The following is a 24,181-nucleotide window of genomic DNA, read 5'->3' as shown; positions in this document are numbered from 1 at the left end:
GATCCGGGGAGTTCAGCGCAGAGCGGGTTCGTCCAGCGTCAGCGTGCCCGCGTCCGCGTCGAGTTCGGCCGTCACTCCGAAGGGGACGGTCAGCGCGCCCGCGCAGTGCCCGAACCCGAACTCCTCGACGACGGGGACCCCGAGCGGGCCGAGCCGGTCGGCGAGCATCGGCCGCAGGCGGTCGTAGGGGTCGCACTCGTCCCAGGACCCGAGCAGCACCCCGCGCACCCCCTCGAACCAGCCCGAGCGCAGGAGTTGGGTGAGGTAGCGGTCCAGCCGGTACGTCGTCTCGCCCACGTCCTCCAGGCACAGCAGCCCGCCGCTCGCCGAGGGGCGGGCGTGCGGGATGCCGCGTTCGGCGGCGAGCAGGTACAGACAGCCTCCGAGGGTGACCCCGCGGGCCCGGCCGGGGACGAGGGCCCGGCCACCGGCGGAGCCGATGGTGCGCACCGTCTCCGGCGCGAACAGCGTGGCCCGCAGATGGTTCTGTGCGCGTTCGTTCTTGATGAAGTCGATGCCGGCGGCCATCGGCCCGTACAGGGTGACGAGGCCGAGGCGGGTGGCGATGGCCTCGTGCAGGACGGTCAGGTCGCTGAAGCCGACGAACAGCTTGGGGCCGGCGGCGCGCATCGCCTCGAAGTCGAGCAGGTCGATCATCCGCTGGACGCCGTAACCGCCGCGGGCGCACAGCACCGCGTCCACCGCCGGGTCGCACCAGGCGTTCTGGAAGTCGGCGGCCCGGTCGGCGTCCGAGCCCGCGAGGTAGCCGAACTCCTCGTGCCGGTCGAGCACATGAGGGGCGACGACGGGGTCGAGGTCCCAGCCGCGCAGCACGTCGAGGCCGGCCTCCAGCCGCTCCTCGGGCACCGGCCCGCTGGTCGCGACGACGGCCACGCGCGCTCCGGGTGCCAGCCTCGCGGGCCGTACCAGCTCTCTCATGTGCGCAGCTCCAGCGTCGGGACATCGGGCACGTCCAGGCCGAACACCTGGGCGTACAGGGACAGTTCGGCCTCCAGGGCGCGCACCATCGTGTCCGCCCGGCGAAAGCCGTGCCCCTCGCCCTCGAAGGTGAGGAAGGCGTGCGGCACGCCCCGGCCCTGGACCCGGGCGAGGAAGCGTTCGCTCTGCGCGGGCGGGCAGATGACGTCGTCCAGGCCCTGCAGCAGCAGGAAGGGGGCGGTGAGCCGGTCGGCGTGCGCGGCGGGCGAGCGCTCGGCGTACCGGGCGGGCACCTCGGCGAGCGGGCCGACCAGCGACTCCAGGTAGCGGGACTCGAAGTCGTGGGTCTCCCCCGTGGCCCAGGAGGTGAGGTCGAGGACGGGGTAGATGATCGTGCCGCAGGCGTAGACGTCGGTGGTGGTCAGGGACACGGCGGTGGTCCAGCCGCCCGCGCTGCCGCCCCGGATCGCCAGCCGGCCGGGGTCGGCGGTGCCCTCCTCGGCGAGGGCGAGCGCGACGGCCGCGCAGTCCTCGACGTCGACCACGCCCCACTGCTCCCGCAGCCGCTCGCGGTATTCGCGGCCGTACCCGGTGGAGCCGCCGTAGTCGACCTCGGCGACACCGATGCCCCGGGAGGTGAAGTAGGCGATGTCGAGGTCGAGAACGAGCGGCACCCGGCTGGTCGGCCCGCCGTGCGCCCAGATCACGTAGGGCGGCAGTTCTCCGTCGGGTGCGGTGCGGCCGGGGTGGTGGGGCGGGTAGACGTGGGCGTGCACCTCGCGGCCTGCGGGGCCGGTGAAGGTGCGGATCCGCGGTTCCGGGTAGTAGGCGGGGTCGACGGCGTCCTGGTGGCGGGCGCCGATCGCGCGGGCGCGGCCGGTACAGGTGTCCAGTTCGACGACCTCGTACGCGGTGCGCGGGCTGGCGCCGACCGCGACGACGCGGGTGCCGTGGGTGGCGAGGGTGGCGGCGAACTCGGTCCATGGTCCGGCGGCGTCGACGACCTCGCCGGACTCGGGGTCCAGTATCCCGAGCAGGGTCGAACCACGCCCGTGCACGACCGCGATCAGCCCGTTGTCCAGCGGCGCGAACCAGCGCGAGCCGAGCTTCCACAGCGCCCCGCCGAACTCCTCCTCGCGGGGGCACAGCGGGGTGCCGTCGCGGTACAGGTTCCACCAGCCGCTGCGGTCGCTCGCGTACAACAGGGCGCCGTCCGGGGCCCATTCCACCTGCGCGACGGACTCCTCGGGCCCGCCCGCGACGGTGTGCACCGCGTGCAGGGTGCCGTCGTCGCCGACCTCGCCCACACACAGCTGAGTCCCGTCCCAGGGCATCCGCGGGTGGTCCCAGGCGAGCCAGGCGGCCCGGCGCCCGTCGGGCGAGAGGCGGGGGCCGGTGACGAACCGGTGCCGCTCCTCGGTGAGTTCGCGTACGGCGGCCCGGTCCTCGGCGGCCGAGCCGTCCAGCGGTACGGCGGCCAGGACGCGCCGCACGTCACCGGGTCCGTCCCCGGTGAACTCCTCCAGCACGCACCACACTTCGCCCCGTGCGAGGTCCACGCGCGGCTCGGCCCAGCGCAGTCCGCCGCCCACCGAGGACAGCGGGGTCAGCGGGACGGGCTCGCCGCCGCCCTCGTACCGGTACAGCCGCTGGTCGGCGAAGTGGGTGAACACCACGAGCGGGACGCCGTCGCGCACGTCCCCGTGCCAGGGCCGGCCGCCGTACTCGATGACCCGGCTGCGCACGTTCCACGGCGCGGGCAGCACCGACTCCTCGGTGCCGGCCGCGGTGCGCCGCACCAGGGCCCGGCGGCCACCCTCGGCGGGCCGGGGCTCGGTCCACCAGACCTCGTCCCCGACGAAGGCCACCCACTCGGGCTGCCCGTCGTGCGCGGCGGCCAGCGCCGCGTCGATGGGCGAGGGCCAGGAACCGTACGCCGACGTGAGCAACTCGTCCCCCTTTGTCTCCAGCACCCTCTCCCCCTCGTCTAGGCCGTGCGCAGGAACCGGTCGAGCACCCGGACGCCGAAGTGCAGCGCCTCGACGGGCACCCGCTCGTCGACGCCGTGGAACAGCGCCTGGTAGTCGTAGCCCTCGGGCAGCTTCAGCGGCGAGAAGCCGTAGCCGGTGATGCCGAGCCGCGAGAACTGCTTGGCGTCGGTGCCGCCGGACATGCAGTACGGCACCACGTGTCCCTCGGGCGCGAACTCCTCCACCGCCGCACGCATCCGGGCGTAGGTCGGCGAGTCCACGGGGGCCTGAAGGGCGACCTCGCGGTGGTCGAACTCCCAGTCGACGTCCGGCCCGGTGAGCCGGTCCAGCGTGCTGGTGAACTCCTCCTCGCCGCCCGGCAGACAGCGTCCGTCGACGAAGGCGACGGCCTCGCCGGGGATCACGTTCACCTTGTAACCGGCGTCCAGCATGGTCGGGTTGGAGCTGTTGCGGACGGTCGCCTCGACCAGCTTGGCGGCCGGGCCGAGCTTCTCCAGCAACCGGTCGACGTCGCCGAAGTCCGGCTCGATGCCGTAGAGCGCGGCGAGTTCGGTGAGGGCGGCCCGTACGGTCGGGGTCAGGCGCAGCGGCCACGCGTGCTCGCCGATGCGGGTGACGGCGGCGGCGAGGCGGGTCACCGCGTTCTCGTGGTTGACCTTGGAGCCGTGCCCGGCCCGGCCGCGCGCGGTGAGCTTGAGCCAGCCGGTGCCGCGCTCCCCCGCCGCGATCGGGTAGATCTCGCGTCCGGCGCCGTCGTGGAAGGTGAACGCGCCGGACTCGCTGATGCCTTCGGTGCAGCCCTCGAACAGTCCGGGATGCCGGTCGGCGAGGAACCCGGAGCCGTCCTCGGCGCTGGCCTCCTCGTCGGCGGTGAACGCGATGACGAGGTCGCGGCGGGGCCGTACCCCCTGCCGGGCCCAGGCGCGGACGACCGCCAGGATCATCGCGTCCATGTTCTTCATGTCGACGGCGCCGCGCCCCCACACCACACCGTCACGGACCTCGCCGGAGAACGGGTGCACGCTCCAGTCGGCGGCCTCGGCCAGCACCACGTCGAGGTGGCCGTGGACCAGCAGCGCGTCGGCGGACGGATCCGTGCCGGCGAGCCGGGCGACCACGTTGGTCCGCCCCGGCGTCCGCTCCAGCAGCACCGGCTCCAGGCCCGCCCCGGCCAGCCGCTCGGCCGCGTACTCGGCCGCCGGCCGCTCCTGGCAGTCGCCGCCGCCCCGGTTGGTGGTGTCGATCCGGATCAGGCCGGAGGTGAACTCGACGACCTCGTCCAGGGCCTGCTGGTCAGCCATACTGCTCCTCCACGGCTGCCGAGGCGATCGTGGTGACCGCCTTGAACGTACGGATCCCCTCGTACATGGTCGCGGTGGTGTACGCGACCTTCCGCTCCCCGACGCGGGCGACGCCCGGGACGACGGTGGCGGCCATCGCCAGGTGCTCGGCGTCGAACTCCACCGCGACGGTGAACGGCCCGGCCTCCACCGGCGCGTGACGGACCGCGAGGCGCGCGCCCTCCTTGGCGGCGGCGCGGATGTCGGCGGCGGTGCGGGCGGGGGTGCGGCACACCGCCGCGTAGCGCGACACATGGTCCTTGACGGCGACCTTCGGCGCCTCGGGCGCGTAGCCGAGCGCGTCCTCGCAGGCCACGTCGTCGCCGGTGACCAGGACGACCGGGACGCCGTACTCGGCGACGACGTGCGCGTTGAGCAGGCCCTCGCTCGCGCGGACGTCGTTCAGCCACACCCCGGTGATCTGGTTGGCGAGGTAGGTGTGGGCGAGGACGCCCTCCATGCCGGCGGCGGCGTGGTAGCCGACGAACGCGATGCCGTCCACGTCGCCGTGCTGGACGCCCTCCACCATGGACAGCGCCTTGTGCCGCCCGGTGAGCATCTCGACCCGGTCGTCGAGCTGTTCCAGGAGCAGGTTGCGCATGCTCCAGTGGGCCTCGTTGACCAGGACCTGGTCGGCGCCGCCGTCGAGGAAGCCCAGAGCGGCGGCGTTCACGTCCGAGGTGAACATCGACCGGCACCGCTCCCACTGCGGCGTGCCCGGCAGCACGTCGGCCGGCCAGGTGACACCGGTGGCCCCCTCCATGTCCGCACTGATGAGGATCTTCATGCGGGGCACGTTACGCGTCCGGTGGGCGGCAGGGCTACGACATGACGCCCCCGACCTCAGCCGTGACCGTTTCCGGGCCCGGCACCTCCCTGTCTGATCCAGATCTCGAAGTGCCCGCCGCCCGTCGACGTCCGGTACGGCAGCGATCCGGTCAGCCGGTAGCGTCCGCTGGAGCGCATCTCCTGGCGCACCGCCTCCTCGGCCGCGGGCAGCCCGCCGGAGTAGTTCAGGACCACGCCGTCGAAGTAGCCGTCGCGCACGGCCGCGCGGTACCCGGGGATGCCGGACAGATGGCGGCCGTCCGGGGTCTTGTAGTCGATGAAGAAGAAGGACAGCCAGTCCTGGTAGGAGGTGCGGCGCTCGCGGCTGAGGTAGTAGACCGGGCCCTCCTTCGGATCGCCCAGCCAGTGCTGTCCGGGGCGCACCGTGTAGGACAACTGCGGGATCAGGTAGCGGGTGTCGGGCCAGCTGCCGAAGTAGGCGGCGGACTGGCTCAGGCCCAGGGTGAGGGCGACGACCCCGATGGCGATGCCCCACTGCGGGAACTTGAGGTGGGCGCCCATCAGCCGGGTCACCCCGACGCCCGCCATGGGCGCGGCGAAGAACAGCCCGAAGCCGATGTGCTTCTGCAGGGACGTCTCGGTCTGCAGATGGATCTGGTAGGCGGGCGCGAGCAGCGCGGTGCCGGTGAGCAGCACTCCCAGGCAGGTGCGCCAGCGCCGGCCGGGCACGGCACGGCGCCAGCCGGGTATCTCGCTCAGCCGGGCGGTGCGCGCGTAGGTGACCGTGCCGACCAGGGCGACGGCGACGAGCAGTCCCGCCCAGCGGCCGGTGTCCTGGATGATCTGCCAGGCGGGGGTGCCGCCGTGGGCGCGGGCGGTGGTGGTGCTCTGGATGGCCGTCAGATAGCCGCTGGCCGCGAGGCCGCCGAACAGCACGGCGAGGGTGGCCGCGCTGAAGACCGCGCCGTGCACCAGGGCCCGGCGCACATGGTGGTGCCGGTAGGCGGCCAGCACGTACAGCAGGACCAGGGTGGGCAGGAACAGCGCGGAGGCGTACTTCACGGCGACCGCGAGCGCGGCGACGAACCCGACCGGCACGGCGTACGCCCAGTGCCGGGGCGCGATCACCACCAGGAGCCAGGCGGTCAGGGCCAGCAGGCAGACCGCCATGGCGTCGTACGTGGCGAAGTGGCCGAGGAACAGGGTCGGCATGGAGACGGCGAACAGCGCACCGGCGCACAGCCCGGCGCGCTCGTTGAACAGCCGCCGGGTCAGCCCGTACAGGCAGGCGGTGGCGGTCAGCATGAACAGCAGACTGAGCGCGCGGACCCCGGCGAGGCCGAGGACGGAGTCGACGGCCGCGGCCAGCACCGGGTACAGGACGGGGGCGCCCGAGAAGTAGGCGTCGAAGCCGCCGAAGTCCGGTTTCCCGTAGAAGAGACGGCCGATCTCCACGTGGCCGGCGTACACGTACAGCGCCTCGTCCTCGAAGGCGGAGTTGGTGAGCCGGAGCGACAGCACGGCCTGCACGAGCAGGATGACGGCGAGCAGCGCGAGGCCCACCATGCGGCGCCGGCGCCCGGTGTCGGCGGCCCAGCCCATCAGGGCGGGCGGCGGCAGGGTCCAGCCGGGCAGGGGCTCCTCGACGAAGGAGAAGCCGGGGTCCGCCTCCGTAGGCGGGGGTGGCAGGACCCGCAGCTGCATGGTCCGTTCGTGCACCGGGAGCGGCGGTGGTGCGGACGCGTCGTCGCTCCCGTCGAGCCAGTCGTGGCCCTCGGTGTCGGTGCGAGCCTTGGTCGGGGGCTCGGTGTGGGTCATGTTCTTCTCGTCTACTTCAGGGCGGTGAAGTCGAGGCCGTAGGCGGGGTTCTGGGCTGCCGTGCGGAACGCGGCGAGGGTGTCGGGGCTGCTGTCGACCCGCCAGTCCGTCTCCTTGTCCAGGTCGAACCAGATGAAGCCCACGATGTCGCGGCGGTCGGCGACGGTCTTCAGCAGCTCGGTGATCTGCGCGCTCTTGCGGGGGTTGGGCTGGGCGCCCGTCTCGGCCAGCAGGAACGGGCGCTGCGTGAACGTCCTGACCTGCTGGAAGGTGGGTCCGAACAGGCCCTGGAAGTCCTGGGCGCCGGAGCGCGCGTAGTAGCCGACGACGCCGATCCAGTCGACGTAGCCGTCCCCGGGGTAGAAGGGCTTGAGGGCCACCTGGGGCACGGGGTTGATGACGTTCGGGCTCCAGACCCAGATGACGGTGGAGACGCCCTCGTCCTGGAAGACGTCGTGCACATGGCGCCACGCCTTCACGAACTGCGCGGGGGTCGCGTCCTTGGTGCCCCAGGGGTACCAGGCGCCGTTCATCTCGTGGGCGAAGCTGATGGCCACGGGCACGTTGACGGCGCGCAGGGTGCGGGCGGTGTCGACGATGTACGCGTCCTGGCTGCCGTCGGCGATCTGGGCGAGGGTCGCCTTGTGGGGCTCCCAGGCGATGTACGGCATCTGACCGTTGTTCCACACGGCCCGGGTCTGGTCGGCCTGGAGCGCGTCGCCCCAGCCGAGGTAGTACTCCAGCATGGTCGGGTTGCGCCCGACCTGGGAGGCGTAGCGGCTGACGGGGCCGAGGTCCTTGGGGACGCCGTCGAAGGTGGCGCCGAAGTACTTCTTGCCGGGGTGCAGCAGCGGGGTGACGTCGTACGGCTGAGGATGCGCGTACAGCTTGCCGCCGCCCGGCATGGTCGCGGCGGGCTGGGCGCCGTCGCCGCCGGCGCCGACGGGCTTCTCACCGGAGCTGACGCAGCCCGACAGGCAGACGATCGCGGTCAGCAGGGCCGCCAGCGTCCGGGCGAGGGTGGCCTTCACGCGGTCACCTCCTTGGGCTGGATCAGTACCCGGCCGACGGCCACCGCGTAGAACAGCCCGGAGGCCAGCATCAGCGCGAAGTTCTCCGGGTGGGCGCCGTTCATCCGCCACAGGGCGAGGGCCGGCCAGAGCACGGCGGTGGGGGCGCTCCACAGCCACATGCCGCCCCAGAAACGCCGGGTCTTGTTCTTCTTCGCACCGCTGGAACCGGTGGGCTGCCAGCCCATCGGGCGTCGGCGTACGACGTCCCAGATGGCGAAGACGTGCGCCCAGCCGTACATCACCCGGGTCGCCCAGGCCTCAAGACGGTAGGGGTTGCGGTGCCACAGCGGGTAGACGACGGTCAGGTAGAGCAGGCTGGGCAGCACCATCCAGTAGTTGGTGGCCTGCAGCTGGTCCGGGTAGTGGATCAGCAGGGTCAGCGCGATCAGCGGCGTGGTGAAGGTGAGCAGCGCCGTCTCGATGTAGTAGATGAACCCGGACATGTAGCAGAGCCGGCTGGCGAAGCGCATCTTCACCTGCCAGAACTCGCGCAGGCTGCCGAGCATGCTCATGGAGGCCATGCACCAGCGGTACTGCTGGTTGTAGTAGGCGCCCACGCTGTCCGGGCACATGCCGGTGGACAGCGCGAGCGGGACGTAGTGCAGGTCCCAGCCGCGGGCCCGCAGGTCGAAGCCGGTGTGCATGTCCTCGGAGTGCTCGATGAGGCTGGTGCCGCCGATCTCGTCCAGGGCGGCACGCCGGTACACCGCGCAGGAGCCGACGCAGATGGAGCCGTCGCTGCGCTGCCGGGAGACCTGCACCGAGCGGTAGAACAGCTCCTGGACGGCGCCGGCGCCGCGCTCGATCCAGTTCTGCTGGTCCAGCACGCGGAAGAACTGCGGGGACTGGACGATGGCGCAGCGCGGGTCGGCGTCCAGGTACGGCAGCAGTTCGTGGAGCAGGTCGGGGCGCGGGACGAAGTCGGCGTCCAGGATGAGGATCGCCTCGCCGCTGGAGCGCTCGAAGCCGTGGCGGAGGTTTCCGGCCTTCTTCATCCAGCCCCGATTGGGCCGCACCAGGTGGCGGAAGCCGAAGTCGGCGGCCATGGCCGCCGCTTCCGCGCTGTCCCCGTCGTCGAGCACCAGGACCTCGACGTGGCCCGGATAGGTGTCGGCCAGGATCCGCACATGGCGCCAGGTGTTGTGCAGCACCTCGATGGGCTCCCCGCACACCGGCAGGAAGACGTCGACGCTCGGGTGGTGCGGCGGCTGCCAGTCGCGCACCAGGCGGCGGTGGCCCTTGAGGTCGAAGCTGGGGGCGAACGCCTCCAGGCGCATGGATATCAGGAATCCGACGACGGCCAGCAGGAGGGTGGGCGCGAACACCCAGATCCACACGCTGTGCCGGGCCGTGTCGGCCTGGCTGAGCAGCACGCAGACGAAGCCGATGAGGGAACTGGACGTCAGCACCCAGGTGTGGCGCTTGACGTAGCTGTACTTCTCCCGCTCGTCGGGCGGTGTCGGCAGCAGCCCCTCGGGGGCCGTAAGGCGCCCCGAGCGCGGAGCACGCCGCCGCCCCCGGCTGCGTACTTCGGCCGTGCGGACGGTCACGTGTGAGGCCCCCCTCTACACCTGCGGGTGCACCTTCGGGTGCTTGTGCGAAGGGAATGCTATAGGACAGGTCTTCACGGATGAGACACGACCGCGTCACGGCGGGGTGGGTTCCGTGGCGGACACCGGCCGGGCGGGGCCGGATCCGGCCAGGTGGGGGGCTATGCGCGTGGGGCGGCGGCACCGTGCCGTCCGCCCCGCGCCGCCCGGTCTCAGGGAGTCCGGGCCCCGCTCACTTCCCGGCGAGCACGAACCAGCGTGCGGGCAGGTCGATGCGGGTGCCGTCGGCGAGGTTCTCGGTCTGCGGCAGGACCGTCTCGCCGGTGGCGAGGATGTCCAGGCCGGCGTCGGCGAGCAGTTCGGGGATCTCCTCGTCCCCGGCGTCGGCGGGCTTGAGGCCGTGCTCGAAGACCCGGCGCAGCTTGGGTCCGGGACCCTCGGGGCCGGAGGCGGCGTGCTTGAGGACGTTCCGGGAGCCGGAGGTGAGTTCGACGACGAACGCGCGTCCCGCACTGCCGATGATCTCGGCGACGGCGGCGGCCACGGCGGCACGCGCCCCCGGTTCGCTCTGGTGGATGACGGCACGCATGTAGACGTTGCTGTCGCCGAGCCGGGTGTGCAGGGCGCGTACGGCCTCGGTGTCGGTGAGGTCGAGCTGCTGGAACTCGATCGTGTCGTCGGCGACGGCTCGGCGGGCGTGCTCGACGGCCGCGTGCGAGAGGTCGACGCCGACGGCGCGGGCGAACCGGGTGGCGAGGTAGCGGGTCTGGGTGCCGTTGCCGCAGCCGAGGTCGACGATGGTGCGGGCGGTGTCGGCGTACGGCAGGAGCAGTTCGCTGTGCGGTTCGGCGGTGAGGGACGGGTCGGAGTCCCAGATCGCCTCGCCCGTCTCGTCCGACGTCTCGCGCCAGTAACTCTCCCAGGAGTTGCGGTAGTTGTCCGAAACGTTCATTGCGATCTCCCCACGGTCGGTTCCGTGATCGGGATATCGCGGTCGGTGCGTCCACGGCAAGAGGGCGGGCCCGTTCCGGGGGGTTCGTTCGGTGGGGTTCGTTCCGTGGGGTTCGCTGGGCGGGGCCCGTTCGGCAGGGCCCCGTTCAGTGGCCTCCGGTGAGGGACTGCTCGAACCAGACGGTCTTGCGGTGGCCGCTGGTGGTGGCGCCCCATTCGCGGGCCAGGCGGCTGACCACGCGCAGACCGCGCCCGGACTCGTCGGACGGGCCGACGGCCAGCATGGCGGGCAGGGCGGGCTCGTCGTCGGTGACCTCGAACAGCAGCGCGTCGGTGCGCACGAGACGCAGTCCGACCGTCCCGCCTGTGCCGTGCCGGACCGCGTTGGTGACGACCTCGCTGACCAGCAGCTGTGCCGTCTCGACGGCCCCCGGCAGCCCCCAGCGATCCAGTTGCCCGCGGACCAGCCCGCGCGCCCTGGCCACTTCGCGCGGATCGGCGTCGAGCCGCCACTCGGCGACGTGGTCGCCCGGGATGCCGTTGAGCCGGGCCATGAGGAGGGCGACGTCGTCCTTGCGGCCACCGTGGGTGTTGAGGGCGCGGATGATGGTGTCGCAGGCGTCGTCCATGGAGGCGGCGGGGTGCGCCGCGGACTCGCAGAGCGCGGCGAGGCCTTCGCCGATGTCGGAGCCGCGCACCTCGACCAGGCCGTCGGTGCACAGGACCAGCCGGTCACCGGGCCGGACGCGGATCACGGCGGACTCGAAGGGGACACCGCCGACGCCGACGGGAGCGCCGGTGGGCAGGTCGATCAGTTCGCTGCTGCCGTCCTCGGCGCGCACCAGCACGGGCGGGATGTGCCCGGCGTTGGCGAGCCGCACCTCGCCGCGGATGGGGTCGTAGACGGCGTACAGGCAGGTGGCGAGGTAGTTCTCGCCGAGCCTGCGGGCCAGGTCGTCGAGGTTGCGCAGGAGTTGGACCGGCGGGGTCTCCATGGCGGCCATGGTCTGCACGGCCGTACGCAACTGGCCCATCATCGCCGCGGAGTTGAGGCCATGGCCCATGACGTCGCCGACGACGAGCGCGGTGCGGGAGCCGGGCAGCTTGATGGTGTCGAACCAGTCGCCGCCGATCCGTCCGAGCCGGGTGCCGGGCAGATAGCGGGTCGCCACGTCACAGCCGGGCATCCGCGGGGTGACCTGCGGCAGCATGCTGTCCTGGAGGGTGTCGGCGACGTTCTCCTGGTACGTGTACATGCGGGCGTTGTCGAGCACGAGACCGGCGCGTGCGGCGAGTTCGGCGCCGGTGGTGCGGTCCATGTCGTCGAACGCGGGGCGGTCGGGGCGGCGCATCAGGACCATGAAGCCGAGGACCACGTTGCGCGCCTTGAGCGGGACGATCAGCAGGGAACGTCCGCCGATGAGGGGCCGCAGGTCGCGCTTCTCGAACTCGCCGGAGATCCGCTCGGACAGTTCCTCGGTGACGCGCGGGATGAGGACCGGTTCGCCCGTGACCATGCAGGTGTAGAACGGGGTGTGTTCGGGGAAGGCGAACGCCTCGCCGACCGGCACGGTGTCGTCCCAGCGGCCCGGTTCGTCGTTGTGCTCGACCCAGACGCGGTGCATCACCGTGGTCGCGTCGGGCGGGCCGTCCGGGAAGCCCTCGCCGGCCAGGACCGCCGAACGCAGATGGGTGCCGGCGAAGTCGGCGAAGCGGGGCACGGCGGCGCTGGTGACCTCGCGGATGGTCTCGCCGAGGTCGAGGGAGGTGCCGATGCCGGAACTGACCTCGTTGAGGAACTCGAGCCGCTCGCGCACGGCGGCGTACTCGAGGTCCCGTTCGGCGCCGACGGGAACGACCGGGGCCGTGCGCTGGCGGGGGACGAGGACGGGCTCGGGGCGGGAGACGAGGACGGGCTCGGGGCGGGCGCGTCCGGCGCGCCGGGGCACACCCCAGTACGGGGTGACGGGCACCCTGTCGAACTGGCTGAACTCCAGGACCGGATAGCCGAGTTCGAGGATCTGGGAGACGATGTGGCTGCTCGGTCCCGGACCCATGTTGGGCAGGATCTCGGGCAGGCGTCGCTCCAGTTCGTCGGAGGCGGGAAGGTCGCCGTGGTGGGCGAAGCCGGGCGAGACGCGTCGGGTGCTCTCGTCGTCGTAGCCGCGCCCGTCGCGCAGCGGGGTGGCGTCGGCGGCGAGCACCAGCAGCCGGAACGGCCCGGGGCCGACCAGCGGGTAGGCCCACCACAGCACGTCGACCCGCCCGCCGTCGGCGCCTTCGGGGTCGGGCACGCCGGACCCCGGCACGCCGGACCCGGGGGCGTCGGGGGCGGGTTGTCCGCCCCGGCGGGAGGCGTCCTGCGGGAAGACCCGGGCGCGGCCCGCGCTCGGGTAGGCGGTGCGGCCGGCGAGGAAGCCCTCCGGATCGGGGCCGAGCCCGTCCTCCGTCTCGTACCGTGCGTAGCCGCCGGGCCGCTCGTCGCCCGCGTGGTCGTCGCAGAACGCGCCGGAGACCGGCAGCAGGTCGACGGCGGGGCGCCCGACGGCGTCCTCACGGCTCGCGCCGAACAGCCTGCGGGCGCCGCTGCTCCAGTGGGAGACCAGTCCGTCGCGGTCGACGACGACCACGGCCAGCGGGATCCGGCCCGCCGCGGCGTCACCGGCGCCGCTGCCGGGAGGTGTGTCCCGCTCGCTGCCATGGTCCATGGCCCAGGCCCTCTCTCCCCACGGCTGTCCGCAAACGATCTGTGCCGCCCGCCACTACGGTACGGCGGCCGTCGGTCGCGATGTGCGGCAATCCTGGAATTGGCCGTGCCGGGCGGCACCGGCGCGCGGACCGGCCCCCTGGGGGCGCCCCGCTCAGTCCTCGTGGCCCAACTGGAGGTCCCGTTCCGTGCGGCCGCCGCCCGCGACCTGCAAAACCGTGGCGACCGGCGGGTAACCGGCGGCGATGACGGTGTACTCGCCGGAGGACAGGTCCACGAAGCGGAACGTTCCGTCGGCTCCGGTGGTGAGGGTGTCGACGACGTTCCCGGCGGCGTCGAGAAGGGTGACGCGGGCGTCCTCGACCGGCCGTCCGCCGCCCGCGCGGACGGTGCCCTTGAGGACGGCGCCGCCGGCGAGTTCGACGTCCTGCCGGGTCTCCCGGGCGGCCTGCACGGTGACGGGGAGGGCGGCGGGGCGGAAGGCGGGGGCGCTGGAGGCGAGGGTGTACTCGCCGGCGACCAGTTCGGTGATGACGTAGCCGCCCTCGCGCCCGCTGCGGGTGGTGGCGACGACCTCGCCGTGCACGTTGGTGAGGGTGACGGTGGCGTCGCGCACGGGGGTGCCGTCGGCGGTGAGCACGCTGCCGGCGAGGCGTCCCGCGCCGCCGAGGACGACGTCGAGTTCGACGGGCCGCTCGCCGACCGTGACCGAGACCGCCTGCGGCTGGTGGCCGCCGGCCGCGGCGATCAGCACGTAGGACCCGGAGCCGGGCGTGGCGAGCGCGTAGCGGCCGTCGTCGCCGCTGGCGCCCCGGCCGATCTGCTGTCCGGCGACGTCGATGAGGGTGAGGGCCGCGCGGGGCACCACGGTCCCGTCGGGGTGCTGCACCGTGCCGCAGACGGGGATCCCGGCGGCGTACGAGGCGCGGTGGGCGTGGGCGTGCGCGTGGGCGGCGGCTCCGGCCGGCGGCTCGGGGCGGGCCCCCGGGATCGAGGCGTTGAGCGGCGCGGTATCCGGGTCGGTGGCGGGGGCGTTGTGGGACACCAGGGGTTTCTCCTTGAGGAAGAAGGCGATGAGCAGGCCGACGAGGAGCACCGGGACGAGGTAGAGGAAGATCCGGGGCATCGCGTCGGCGTAGGCGCGGATGTAGGCGTCGCGCAGGGCCGCCGGCAGCGCGTGGACGAGCTGCGGGGTGAGGGACTCGGGGTCGGGCAGGCCGGCGCTCGCGCGCGGGGGGAGTTCCTCGCGCAGGGAGCCGGTGAGCCGGTCGGCGAAGAGGGTGCCGAAGACGGCGGCGCCGACGCTGCCGCCGATCTGCCGGAAGTAGTTGTTGGCGCTGGTGGCGGTGCCGAGGTCGGCGGGGCGCACGGAGTTCTGCACGGCGAGCACCAGGACGGGCATGACCAGGCCGATGCCGGCGCCGAGCACGGCCATCCAGATGCTGTACTGCAGCCGAGGTGTGCCGATGTCGAGGCGGGACAACAGCCACATGCCGACGGCGGACAGGGCGCCGCCGAGGAGGGGGAAGATCTTGTAGCGGCCGGTGTGGCTGATGAGTTGTCCGCCGATGATCGAGGCGCCGACGATGCCGGCCATCATCGGCAGCATCAGCAGTCCGGACCCGGTGGCGCTGGCTCCGTCGACCATCTGCAGGAAGGTGGGCAGGTAGCTGGCGGCGCCGAACAGGGCGACGCCGATCACCAGGCCGACCAGAGCGGTGACGTTGAAGACGGGGTCCCGGAACAGCCGCAGCGGGATGAGGGGTTCGGCGGCGAAGTGTTCGGCGACGAGGAAGAGGACGACCGCGGCGAGCGCGCCCGCGCCGAGCCCGAGGATCTGCCGTGAGCCCCAGGCGTATTCGGTGCCGCCCCAACTGGTCAGCAGGACCAGGCAGGTGGAGGCCGCGGCGAGCAGCAGGGCGCCGAGGACGTCGAGGCGGGCGCGGACCCGCGTCCGGGGCAGTTTGAGGACCACGGTGACGACGGCGAGGGTGACCAGGCCGAAGGGCACGTTGATGTAGAAGCACCAGCGCCAGGAGAGGTGGTCGGTGAAGTAGCCGCCGAGCAGGGGCCCCGCGACGGAGGCGAGGCCGAACGCGGCGCCGATCAGGCCCATGTAGCGGCCGCGTTCCCGGGGCGGCACGATGTCGGCGATGATCGCCTGCACACCGATCATGAGCCCGCCCGCGCCGACGCCCTGCACGGCGCGGAAGGCGATCAGCTGGTCCATGCTCTGCGCCCGTCCGGCGAGCGCGGAGCCGACGACGAAGACCAGGATCGCGAACTGGAAGACGCCCTTGCGGCCGAAGAGGTCGCCGACCTTGCCGTACAGCGGCAGGCCGATGGTGGAGGTGAGCAGGTAGGCGGTGATCGCCCAGGACATCTTGTCCAGGCCGTGCAGTTCGCCGACGATCTTCGGGAGCGCGGTGGCGACGATCATCTGGTCCAGCGCGGCGAGGAGCAGCGCCAGCATGAGGCCGAGGAAGACCAACCGCACACGGCGCGGGGCGAGTCCGGCGGCGCCGGCCGGTGGGGGCGGTGCGGGAGGCTCGGCCGTCGCCGTGACCGGCTCGTCCCGCACCAGAGTCGTCCCGCCCACGTACCGCTCCCCTCGTCGCACCTGTCGCACATTTCCCGCGTAAGGCGACAACTGCGAACAAGTACGGCGAGTTACGGCATGGCCGTGGTTCGTGAGGAGATCCACTCGAACCGGTGAGGGATCGTGAGCGGAGCAACGCCCCCTCACCGGTGGGTGTTTGGGGCTACTTCCCGACCTCGGTGGCGAGCCGGGCGAGGATCCCGTCGTAGATCCGGCCGAGCCCCTTGGGCGCGAACGTCTTCTCGAAGAAGCCGCCGATGCCGCCGGCCCCCGTCCAGGTGGTCGTGACGACGACCCGGGAGCTGCCCTCGCCGGCGGGGGTGACGCGCCAGGTGGTGACCATCGACGAGTTGCGGTCCTTCTCGACCAGCTCACCGTCGGTGGGCTCGCTGACCTCCAGGAGGCAGTCGCGCACCCGCTTGCTGGTGGCCTGGAGCTTCCAGTGGACGAGGGTGCCCTCGCCGTCGCCGCCCTCGCGCACCTCGTACTCGCTGAACTGCTCGGGCAGCAGCTTCTGCCGCGTGCCGCTGTAGTCGGCGAGCGCGTCGAACACCGTGTCCGCGTCCGCTGTGACGACCCGCTCGGTAGTGGCTTCGACCTGCGCCATCGCGTTCCTCCAGGACCTGTTCTCTCGGGACGGGGACAAGCCAACCACCCTCGCACCCGGCCGCCCAAATCGGGGGTCGCACGATCATGGGAACAGATGTTCTATTGTGTGCGACGAGCTACCGAGGAGGCGTCATGCGCTGGGAGAACCTCACCGTGGAGTCCGAGGAGTCCGCCGGTCACGGCCGGGCCGCCGATGCCGCGCTGTTCGGCGCGGACGCCGTCACGACCCGCACCGTCGACACGCCCGAGTTCCGCGGAATCACCTTCCACGAGATCCGGGCCCGCTCGATCCTGAACCGGGTCCCCGGCGCCTCGCGCATGCCGTTCGAGTGGACGGTGAACCCGTACCGCGGTTGCTCGCACGCGTGCGTGTACTTCACTTCATGACCCTATTGAGCCCGGGAGGGCCGATGCTCAGCACTCCGAACGCGGACAAGGCCTGGAAAGGCATGACGAGGTCATTCCCGACCCCGGAGGCGCCAGGCCAGTATGCCGCCCCGAGCAAGGCGGAGAGGACGGCTTACGCCGTGCTGCTGCATGGACCGGATGCACGCTCAGGCGGCGCCGACGCGAGTCAGTGGCTGCTGCTGCGCGACCGCACAGCCAAGCGCCTGTAACCGACGCACCAGCAGCAGCCACACTTCAGGGACGCGCCAGTCGCCAAGACACCATCGAGGTAATCCTGCACCGGCCCGTACAGGCCACGCGGAACCAGCCTGCGGACAATCGCCCCGCGAGGCCCAGACGACCCCTGTGACTTCCCTGACGCTCACCGGAGCGATTCCGTGTGTGCGCTCAGGTCAGCGCAGGCCGTCTGTGTCGTCGTGGTCTTCCCCGACCGGGAGAGGCCGACGGTCGTCCCCGGGGTCCTCGCCGCGGAGGACCGCGGAGGATGCTTCTCGGAAGTTGAGCCTGAGCTGCTCTTCTGACGACGTCTCGCCATGGACATCTTCGAGTTCCGGTGGTGTCCCAGGATGTTCTGGTCGAGGTTCTCGCCCGCGTCGAAGCTCAGGGTCAGGTCCCCGGCGGCGTCCGGGGCGACACTGAGGGCTCCTGCGCCGGACGAGGCCGCGGCCTGCGCGGAAGCGACCTGTAGGGCGGACGGGCCTGGCACCGCCGCCTCGGCGGGCACCCCCAGGCCGCAGATCAGCGCCGTGGCCAGCACCGCGGCCACGGTCGCCGGCCATGAGGAACGTCTTCGGTGCCGCGACAGCATGCGGCTCAGCCGTCTGCGCAGCCCCTCGTATGCGGGTGGATGCACCTTCTCTTCTTCTTGCCTGCTCGTTGAAGAGCAGTCCTTCATTCGACGGGCGTTCCCCGGAAGACCTGCCAGGACGGCGATCGGCGGCATCGGGCCGACCGCGGCGGGGATTACTCACCAGCGCCGCCTCACCGTTGGGTCAGCCGGGTTCTCGCTCGTACGACGGGCTGACGAGCCGTGAATGAGACAGGCGCCGCGCTGCCATGGAGACGGACCGCCGTTTCGCCGGGGAAGGGACAGCTGTGGATCACGGCGGAGGGATGTGCTTCTTCCGGTGGTCCTCGTGGTGGTGGCCGGCCAGGCTCGGCAGATACCGGGCACCGGAACATCCTGGGCTGCTCATACCCGCCGAAGCCTAGACAGGAGGCCGCGACAGGCGCTTGAACCACAGCGTCGCCCGTGTGGAACATCAGCTCATGTGTGCGTACTCGGTGGGAGTCTGACCGTAGTGCTTCTTGAAGGCCCGGGTGAAGCGGCTGGTGTCCGCGAACTGCCAGTGGGCGGCGAGTGACGGGCCAGATCCACCTGGGGGCTTCCTCCGCCGTCGCCGTGAGGCCCTGCGCCGCGACGGGATCGCGGCGCTGGCCAACATGTCCACGGCCAACCAGGAAAGCCTCCAACAGGCCCGTCGCCCGCAGCCGTTGGCCTCGACACCCGCGAGCCTCGAAACCGCCCTGCGACTGTTCCGGCAGCGGCTTCTCCTGCTGCACCTCGTGCCGGGCACGCCGACCAACCCGGGTCTCGGCCCCCGTCATGCGCATCCTGTTCCTACGTCCGTGACGGTACTTCGCGTGTCACGAAGGCCGCCTCAGGGGACCGCCGGGTGAGTCTCCAGTAACGCAGGGTCGAGGCGGGCCAGGGGTTGGTCACCTTCCCGGAGAAGTTCTGGTACCAGCTCTGCCAGCCGGCCACCCACACGGTCCGGTCGATCCGGTGGTCGAGCGCCTGCCGGTAGCGCTGCATGGAATCGGGCCGGACTTCGATCTCGCTGGTCGCATCCGTGCGCCCGAGCAGGCGTAGGCAGTTCATGATGTAGTGAACTTGGCATTCGATCATGAACACGTTGGAATTGTGACCCAAGATCGCATTCGGACCGTGGATGAAGAAGAGGTTGGGGAAGCCGGGGAAGGCCATTCCCAGGCATGCCTGAGCACCCTGCTTCCATTCCTCGTGGAGCCACACACCATCCTTCCCCCGAATGCTGATGGGAACGAGAAACTCCGACGCCCGGAAGCCGGTGGCGCAGACGATCGTGTCGAATTCCTGATGCGTCCCGTCCGTGTATTCGATGCCCGAATTCGTGATACGGGAGATGCGAGTTGTCACCAGTTCGACGTCCTCGCGGTTCATTGCCGGAAGGAAGTCGCTGTCGATGACGATGCGTTCGCAGCCGATGGGATAGTCAGGGGTCATTTTCGCCCGCTTCTCCGGGTCGCCGACCTGTCGACGCAGATGCCGTCGCGCCAGCCACTCCGCGGGACGGGCCGACCAGCCCCGGGAGATCACGGGGGTCAGGGCGAGGTCCGCCGCGAGGTAGGTGACCGTACGGTAGAAGGAGTGCAGGAACGGAAACGTGCGCAGGGCCGACCGGGTGACCGGACCGAACTCGGCTTTCGGCTTGGGGATGACCCAGTTGGGCGTGCGCTGGTGCACATACGTCCGACGGGCCTTGTCCGCGACGATCGGGATGAGCTGGGCGGCACTGGAGCCGTTACCGATCACTGCGACGTTCTGGCCCGTCAAGTCCTGACCGTGATCCCACTGCGCCGTGTGGAAACGGGCGCCGCCGAAATCGTCCAGCCCCGGTATGTCGGGAAGTTGCGGACGGTGCAACTGGCCGACGGCGCTGATCAGTATGTCGACGACGTGAACCTCGCCCTGCCCGGTGGCGAGGGTCCGCTTGCCGGTCTGATCGCTGTACTCCGCTGATGTCAGCGGGCTGTCCAGTCTCAAGTGCCGACGCAGATCGTACTTCTGTGCCACTCCCTGCAGATAGGAGAGAATCCCTTTCTGGGACGGATAGCGGTGGGTGGTACCGCGATACTTCTCGAAGGAGAAGGAGTAGAGGTGGGACGGAACGTCGCAACTGCACCCGGGATAGGTGTTGTCCCGCCAGATGCCGCCGACATCGGTTGCCTTCTCGAATATGGTGAAGGAATCAATTCCTCGCTTCTTCAGCTCCACACCCATGCAGAGACCGCCGAAGCCCGCTCCGGCGATGGCTATGACGGGGTTTCTCCCCGACTTCTTTTTCACAGGTGACACCTGAGATGGATTTACGGATTGGTCTTCCCCGAGCTGCTCGCGGCAGCTCGACAGGGTGCAGTCCACCTCGCCGCCCGGCACGGGGGCGCTGTGTCCAGCCCGGATGAAAAACGCGATCGGCGGGCCCCGCGGTGGTTCTGTCGCCTGGGCTCGCAGTTACCGGCCCCGCCCGGATGCTTGAGTTCTAGTGGTCGTCGCAACACTCCAGCTCAAGGGGTGCGATGGACTTCGAGGTTCGCAAGATCCGCAAGGCCCAGGGGCCCAAGAAGCTGCGACGGGAGCGGGAGGAATACTTCCGCCTCATGCAGCTGGGGTACTCGAACAAGGAAGCCTGCCAGGTCGTCGGGATCAACCTGAGGACCGGCCGTGAATGGCGGAACGGCAGGACGAGTCCCGACCGGACCGTGGCACCCGCGCTTGCTCCGCGGACGCCACGGTCCACCTCGTCGCGGTACCTGCGAGAGGACGAGCGGATCCACATCGCGGACCGGTTGCGGGAGAAGGCCACCATCCGGGCCATCGCGGCCGAGCTGGGCCGCAGCCCGTCCACCGTCAGCCGGGAGATCCGCCGCAACCGCACCGTCGATCCTCGCGGCCAGTGGCACTACCGGCCGCACGCGGCCCAGTCCCGCGCCGACGCCCGCCGGCCCCGCCCCAAGCCCGGGAGGATCGGGCACAACCCCGAGCTGCGCGACTTCATCCAGGACCATCTGACCCGGCGGTGGAGCCCCGAGCAGATCTGCCACGCTCTGCGTAGAGGGTTCCCCGACCGGCCGGAGATGCACGTGACCCACGAGACGGTGTACCAGGCCCTCTACGTCCAGGGCCGGGGAGAGCTCCGCCGAGAACTGGCCAAGGCCCTTCGGACCGGACGCGCCCGCCGCCGTCCTCACCGTCAGTCCAACAAGCGCCAGACCCGAGCGGTCAAGGACATGGTGATGATCAGCGACCGTCCCGCCGAGGCTGCCGACCGGGCCGTCCCGGGCCACTGGGAGGGCGACCTGATCACGGGCAAGGACAACCGCTCCGCGATCGGCACGCTCGTCGAACGCTCCACCCGCTACGTAATGCTGGTCCACCTCCCCATCGACCACACCGCTCCGAGCACCCGGGACGCCCTGGTCGAGACCGTGAAGAGGCTTCCCACCCACCTGCGACGCTCCCTGACCTGGGACCAGGGCTCCGAGATGGCCGCCCACCGGGCGTTCACCATCGCCACGGACATCCCGGTCTACTTCTGCGACCCGGCCAGCCCCTGGCAGCGCGGCTCCAACGAAAACACCAACGGCCTGCTGCGGCAGTACTTCCCGAAAGGCACCGACCTCTCGGCCCACACCCGCGAGCACCTGGACGCCGTCGCCGCCGAACTCAACAGCCGCCCACGCAAAACGCTCGGCTGGGAAACCCCAGCCGAGCGTCTGTCTAAACTGCTTGCGGCCTGATCAACCGACCACGGTGTTGCAACGACCCCTCGAATTCGCCGATGCCAGACGGGGCCAGGGAGTCTCAGGCGGCCAGCGCCTCAAGCCGGGTGATGCGCTGTCGGGTGTAGACGGAACTGTCTCCGGCCCTCACAGCGCCGTACAGGGCTTCCAGGGTTCGCGCTATGCGCTTCCACTCCAACTCGCGGTTGAACGCCACCTCTTCGGCGTCGCACTGTGCCGCGTATTCCTCGCGTGTCATGATGGTGCCTTCCCCTTGGGGACACCGGTCCGGCTGTCACTCGCCAAAGTCCTGCCGGACCGGTGCCATTCTCTTTCCTGAGACCAATTCTGCGGATTCGCTGCGTGGTGTGTTCGTTTCCCTAGGCGCCTTCGTCGTCATGCCAAATGATTTCCATGCGCGCGTCTCCGTTGAATGCCTGTCCCCGATAGTCCGCCTTCTTGACCCGAATACGTCGAATGGCCAAGCGCAACAGGTCTCGCTTAAGCGCGTCATCTGCGTCTTCCCATGCTTCGTGCTGATACGAAGTGTCGAGAAGGAACGAGATATCCACGCCTTCCTGCCCGCGTGTTGCCTCGACAGCCCTCTGTGCGTCTAGGACTGCCTCATTCGCCTCAGCCAGTGCCGGGGCAAAGAAGCGCTCTGAGGGGCCGTCGTAGAGTCCGGCGCGCCGGTCCTTCCAAAGGCGACTGAGGGCCGCTTCCGCATCTGCTAGGGCCGCACGTGCCGCCGCTTCGTCCGCTGACGCTTGGGGGTCCTGCCGGGCTTGCCAGCGCTCCGCCACAATCGCCAACAGACGGTCATGGGGCTCAGTCGCTGCAAGTCGCGAAGACCAGCGCAAGTAGACGTACTCTTCAGCGCTTTTCTGCGCCACGTAAGCCGGGGCCGGACACACTCCCCCCGCCCCCGGACGCCAACAGCAATATCCTTTTCCGCGCCATGTGACTGAAGACCCACACCCGGCACATTCAAGGAGATCAGTGAGAACGTGCCGCGCTCGCCATGATTCCTTATCAGCGGTAGGGCCGGTTCCCCTGGATGCCGCCTGAGCCGCGTTGTACTCCTCTTCGCTCAACACTGATGGTCCCACCATGACGCTGACTCGCTCACCGGCAGCATTGCGGTACAGCATCCGCTTAGACTTTCCGTCTTCGCGCCCGGTCACTTGCCAGCCTGCATAGGCAGGGTTGTCAATCATGTTGGCGACCGTGCTAAACGCCCACGTGCCGCCGGTAGGTGACGGAACGCCACGATCGTTGAGCATCCGGGAAATTTTCCGTTTGGCATGTCCGGCAAGCGGAGCTTCGTATGTGACCCATCGGGCGATATCCAATTTGGTCACCTTAGGCTCACCGGGGATTCCGGCGGACGTTTCGGGGTCACGCTCCAACTTGCGCTCTTCGATCTGTTCCCCGTCTTCGTCCTCAGCCGTGACCATGACGATTCTGAGGCCGTACGGGGCAACTCCGTTAAGCCATTCCCCGTTGTCACGCTGAAAGGTTTTCGTGTTCCGAACGCGCTCGCTCAAGATTTCCGTCTCTTCGCGAGCGTCCTCGGCACGGCGAATCAGTTCGGAGCGGTCACGCGGGTTAGCGGAATCCAGTCCGATTCCAGGGGTTTCCGGGTCACCGTTGTCCACCAGCAATCGCCGGGGCCGCCCGTCTTGCGGCTCAACAATGCTGAGAATTGCTCCTGCCCCGCGTCGGGTCCAACGGTCGAGACGGAATACCCAGAGCGCGCCAATCTCGCCCTTCTCAAGTGCCTGCAAAGCTAGGTCTTGCTGGGCCACCTTCTTACTTCGGCGGAACCGGCTAGCGCTGCCGACTTCCCGCCACACGTGCCGCACGGTGAGACCTAGCTCAGCCGCTGTGCGTCGCCCCCGTGCTTCCTGGGCACTGACGGAGATTTCCCGGCGCCCGGTCTTCGACTTCACGGCTTGGCTCTTACGGCACACCAGGTCAATCAGGGTGCTGGTGTCTTCGGTTGGGGTACTCATGGGCCAAGATTCGCACGTCAGAGACCGGGACCGCCAGTGTCCAACGGGCCGAGGGCCGCTACCGGCTGATGCCGGGGATCATCTCGGCCCTGACCGAGCACGCGAACCCGTTCTCGATCCTGACCAAGGGCACCCTGATCCTGCGCGACCTGGACCTGCTGGTCCGGGCGGCCGAGGTGACGGACGTCGGCATCTCGGTCTCCGTGGGCTTCACCGACACCGAGCTGTGGCGCACGGTGGAGCCGGGCACACCGGCGCCCGAGCGCCGGCTGGACGTCGTACGGGCCCTCGGGGAACGCGGCATCGGCTGCGGGGTGCTGATGGCACCGGTGATCCCGTTCCTCGGCGACCACCCCGCCCAACTGCGGGCCACCGTGCGGGCGATCGCGGCGGCCGGGGCCACCTCGGTCACCCCGCTGGTGCTGCATCTGCGGCCGGGCGCCCGGGAGTGGTTCATGGCCTGGCTGGGGCAGCACCACCCCCACCTGGTGCGCCGCTATGAACGGCTCTACGCGCAGGGTGCCTACGCGCCCACCTGGTACCAGCGCCGGATCACCCGTCAGGTGCACGAGCTGGCCCAGGAGTACGGCATCGGGCCCACGCGCGCGGGCCTGCCCCGGCGGATCCGCCCGGCGGCCGAGCCTCAGCAGCCGGAGGGGGTACCGGGGCGGCCCGCCGTGGCCGAGCCGACCCAGCTCACCCTGATCTGACGCGCGCGTTCGAGGCTGAGGCCCTTCGGGACTGCGGCCCTTCGAGGCCGCGGGCGTTCGAGGCCGCGGGCGTTCGAGGCCGCGGGCGTTCGAGGGCATCCCTCGGCCCAATTGGGTCAACTCTCGCGGGAACGCGTTCT

General features: G+C 70.6%; 16 protein-coding genes and 2 pseudogenes. 3 read left to right on the top strand and 15 right to left on the bottom strand.

Translation table 11 applies throughout. The features are described from left to right. Nucleotides 1-12: 12 nt before the first annotated feature. From ACGFYV_RS18540 to ACGFYV_RS18490, 11 genes are all read right to left on the bottom strand, one after another. The gene (locus ACGFYV_RS18540; protein ID WP_393879455.1) at nucleotides 13-939 is read right to left on the bottom strand and encodes an LD-carboxypeptidase; all 927 of its coding nucleotides are present in this window, start codon (nucleotides 937-939) and stop codon (nucleotides 13-15) included. Beyond that, entirely contained in the window at nucleotides 936-2,912 is a 1,977-nt protein-coding gene (locus ACGFYV_RS18535; RefSeq protein WP_393879454.1) for a prolyl oligopeptidase family serine peptidase, read from the bottom strand. Before ACGFYV_RS18535 ends, ACGFYV_RS18540 begins: the two co-directional genes overlap by 4 nt. A 14-nt stretch (nucleotides 2,913-2,926) precedes the next feature. Next, entirely contained in the window at nucleotides 2,927-4,231 is a 1,305-nt protein-coding gene (locus ACGFYV_RS18530) for a M20/M25/M40 family metallo-hydrolase (protein ID WP_393879453.1), read from the bottom strand. Beyond that, complete coding sequence (locus ACGFYV_RS18525; RefSeq protein WP_393879452.1) at nucleotides 4,224-5,057, bottom strand: M55 family metallopeptidase; 834 nt, start codon at nucleotides 5,055-5,057, stop codon at nucleotides 4,224-4,226. The genes ACGFYV_RS18530 and ACGFYV_RS18525 overlap by 8 nt, the downstream gene beginning before the upstream one ends. A 56-nt stretch (nucleotides 5,058-5,113) precedes the next feature. Next, nucleotides 5,114-6,877 carry an ArnT family glycosyltransferase gene (locus ACGFYV_RS18520; protein WP_393879451.1) on the bottom strand — a complete coding sequence of 588 codons (1,764 nt, stop codon included), beginning with the start codon at nucleotides 6,875-6,877 and terminating at the stop codon, nucleotides 5,114-5,116. 11 nt (nucleotides 6,878-6,888) lie between these two features. Further along, complete coding sequence (locus ACGFYV_RS18515; RefSeq protein WP_393879450.1) at nucleotides 6,889-7,908, bottom strand: glycoside hydrolase family 26 protein; 1,020 nt, start codon at nucleotides 7,906-7,908, stop codon at nucleotides 6,889-6,891. Next, entirely contained in the window at nucleotides 7,905-9,500 is a 1,596-nt protein-coding gene (locus tag ACGFYV_RS18510) for a glycosyltransferase family 2 protein (RefSeq protein ID WP_393879449.1), read from the bottom strand. The genes ACGFYV_RS18515 and ACGFYV_RS18510 overlap by 4 nt, the downstream gene beginning before the upstream one ends. Nucleotides 9,501-9,732: 232 nt before the next feature. After that, nucleotides 9,733-10,452, bottom strand: a complete 720-nt coding sequence (locus ACGFYV_RS18505; protein ID WP_393879448.1) for a class I SAM-dependent methyltransferase — start codon at nucleotides 10,450-10,452, stop codon at nucleotides 9,733-9,735. Nucleotides 10,453-10,597: 145 nt separating this feature from the next. Beyond that, nucleotides 10,598-13,159, bottom strand: coding sequence for a SpoIIE family protein phosphatase (locus ACGFYV_RS18500; RefSeq protein WP_393879447.1), 2,562 nt, complete (start codon nucleotides 13,157-13,159; stop codon nucleotides 10,598-10,600). 153 nt (nucleotides 13,160-13,312) lie between these two features. Next, nucleotides 13,313-15,757 (bottom strand): MFS transporter, encoded by a 2,445-nt coding sequence (locus tag ACGFYV_RS18495; protein ID WP_393879446.1) that lies wholly within the window; start codon nucleotides 15,755-15,757, stop codon nucleotides 13,313-13,315. 163 nt (nucleotides 15,758-15,920) lie between these two features. Beyond that, nucleotides 15,921-16,364 carry an SRPBCC family protein gene (locus ACGFYV_RS18490; protein WP_393879445.1) on the bottom strand — a complete coding sequence of 148 codons (444 nt, stop codon included), beginning with the start codon at nucleotides 16,362-16,364 and terminating at the stop codon, nucleotides 15,921-15,923. A gap of 134 nt (nucleotides 16,365-16,498) precedes the next feature. On the opposite strand from ACGFYV_RS18490, the pseudogene ACGFYV_RS18485 reads away from it, so the two are divergent. Further along, nucleotides 16,499-16,741, top strand: a pseudogene (locus ACGFYV_RS18485) (radical SAM protein); the annotation flags it as partial. A 1,295-nt stretch (nucleotides 16,742-18,036) separates the two neighbouring features. On the opposite strand, the gene ACGFYV_RS18480 reads toward ACGFYV_RS18485, so the two are convergent. Together ACGFYV_RS18480 and ACGFYV_RS18475 are read right to left on the bottom strand one after the other, a co-directional pair. Then, on the bottom strand, nucleotides 18,037-18,219 hold the full coding sequence (locus tag ACGFYV_RS18480; protein ID WP_393879539.1) for an AraC family transcriptional regulator: 183 nt from the start codon (nucleotides 18,217-18,219) through the stop codon (nucleotides 18,037-18,039). A 176-nt stretch (nucleotides 18,220-18,395) separates the two neighbouring features. Then, nucleotides 18,396-19,883: a flavin-containing monooxygenase gene (locus ACGFYV_RS18475; protein WP_393879444.1), complete on the bottom strand. Its 1,488-nt coding sequence runs from the start codon at nucleotides 19,881-19,883 to the stop codon at nucleotides 18,396-18,398. Nucleotides 19,884-20,194: 311 nt separating this feature from the next. Between ACGFYV_RS18475 and ACGFYV_RS18470 the strand changes: the two genes are divergently transcribed. Beyond that, complete coding sequence (locus ACGFYV_RS18470) at nucleotides 20,195-21,334, top strand: IS30 family transposase (protein WP_393879538.1); 1,140 nt, start codon at nucleotides 20,195-20,197, stop codon at nucleotides 21,332-21,334. A gap of 64 nt (nucleotides 21,335-21,398) precedes the next feature. On the opposite strand, the gene ACGFYV_RS18465 is transcribed toward ACGFYV_RS18470, so the two are convergent. Both ACGFYV_RS18465 and ACGFYV_RS18460 read right to left on the bottom strand, forming a co-directional pair. Continuing rightward, nucleotides 21,399-21,575 (bottom strand): hypothetical protein, encoded by a 177-nt coding sequence (locus tag ACGFYV_RS18465; RefSeq protein WP_393879443.1) that lies wholly within the window; start codon nucleotides 21,573-21,575, stop codon nucleotides 21,399-21,401. A gap of 121 nt (nucleotides 21,576-21,696) precedes the next feature. Beyond that, the gene (locus tag ACGFYV_RS18460) at nucleotides 21,697-23,331 is read right to left on the bottom strand and encodes a recombinase family protein (RefSeq protein ID WP_393879442.1); all 1,635 of its coding nucleotides are present in this window, start codon (nucleotides 23,329-23,331) and stop codon (nucleotides 21,697-21,699) included. Nucleotides 23,332-23,369: 38 nt separating this feature from the next. On the opposite strand from ACGFYV_RS18460, the pseudogene ACGFYV_RS18455 reads away from it, so the two are divergent. Then, nucleotides 23,370-24,041: pseudogene (locus tag ACGFYV_RS18455) on the top strand (radical SAM protein); the annotation flags it as partial. Nucleotides 24,042-24,181: the final 140 nt, after the last annotated feature.

This window comes from Streptomyces sp. NPDC048297 (assembly GCF_043201585.1).
Taxonomy (GTDB): Bacteria; Actinomycetota; Actinomycetes; order Streptomycetales; family Streptomycetaceae; genus Streptomyces.
This window is presented reverse-complemented; position numbering and strand designations above follow the sequence as displayed.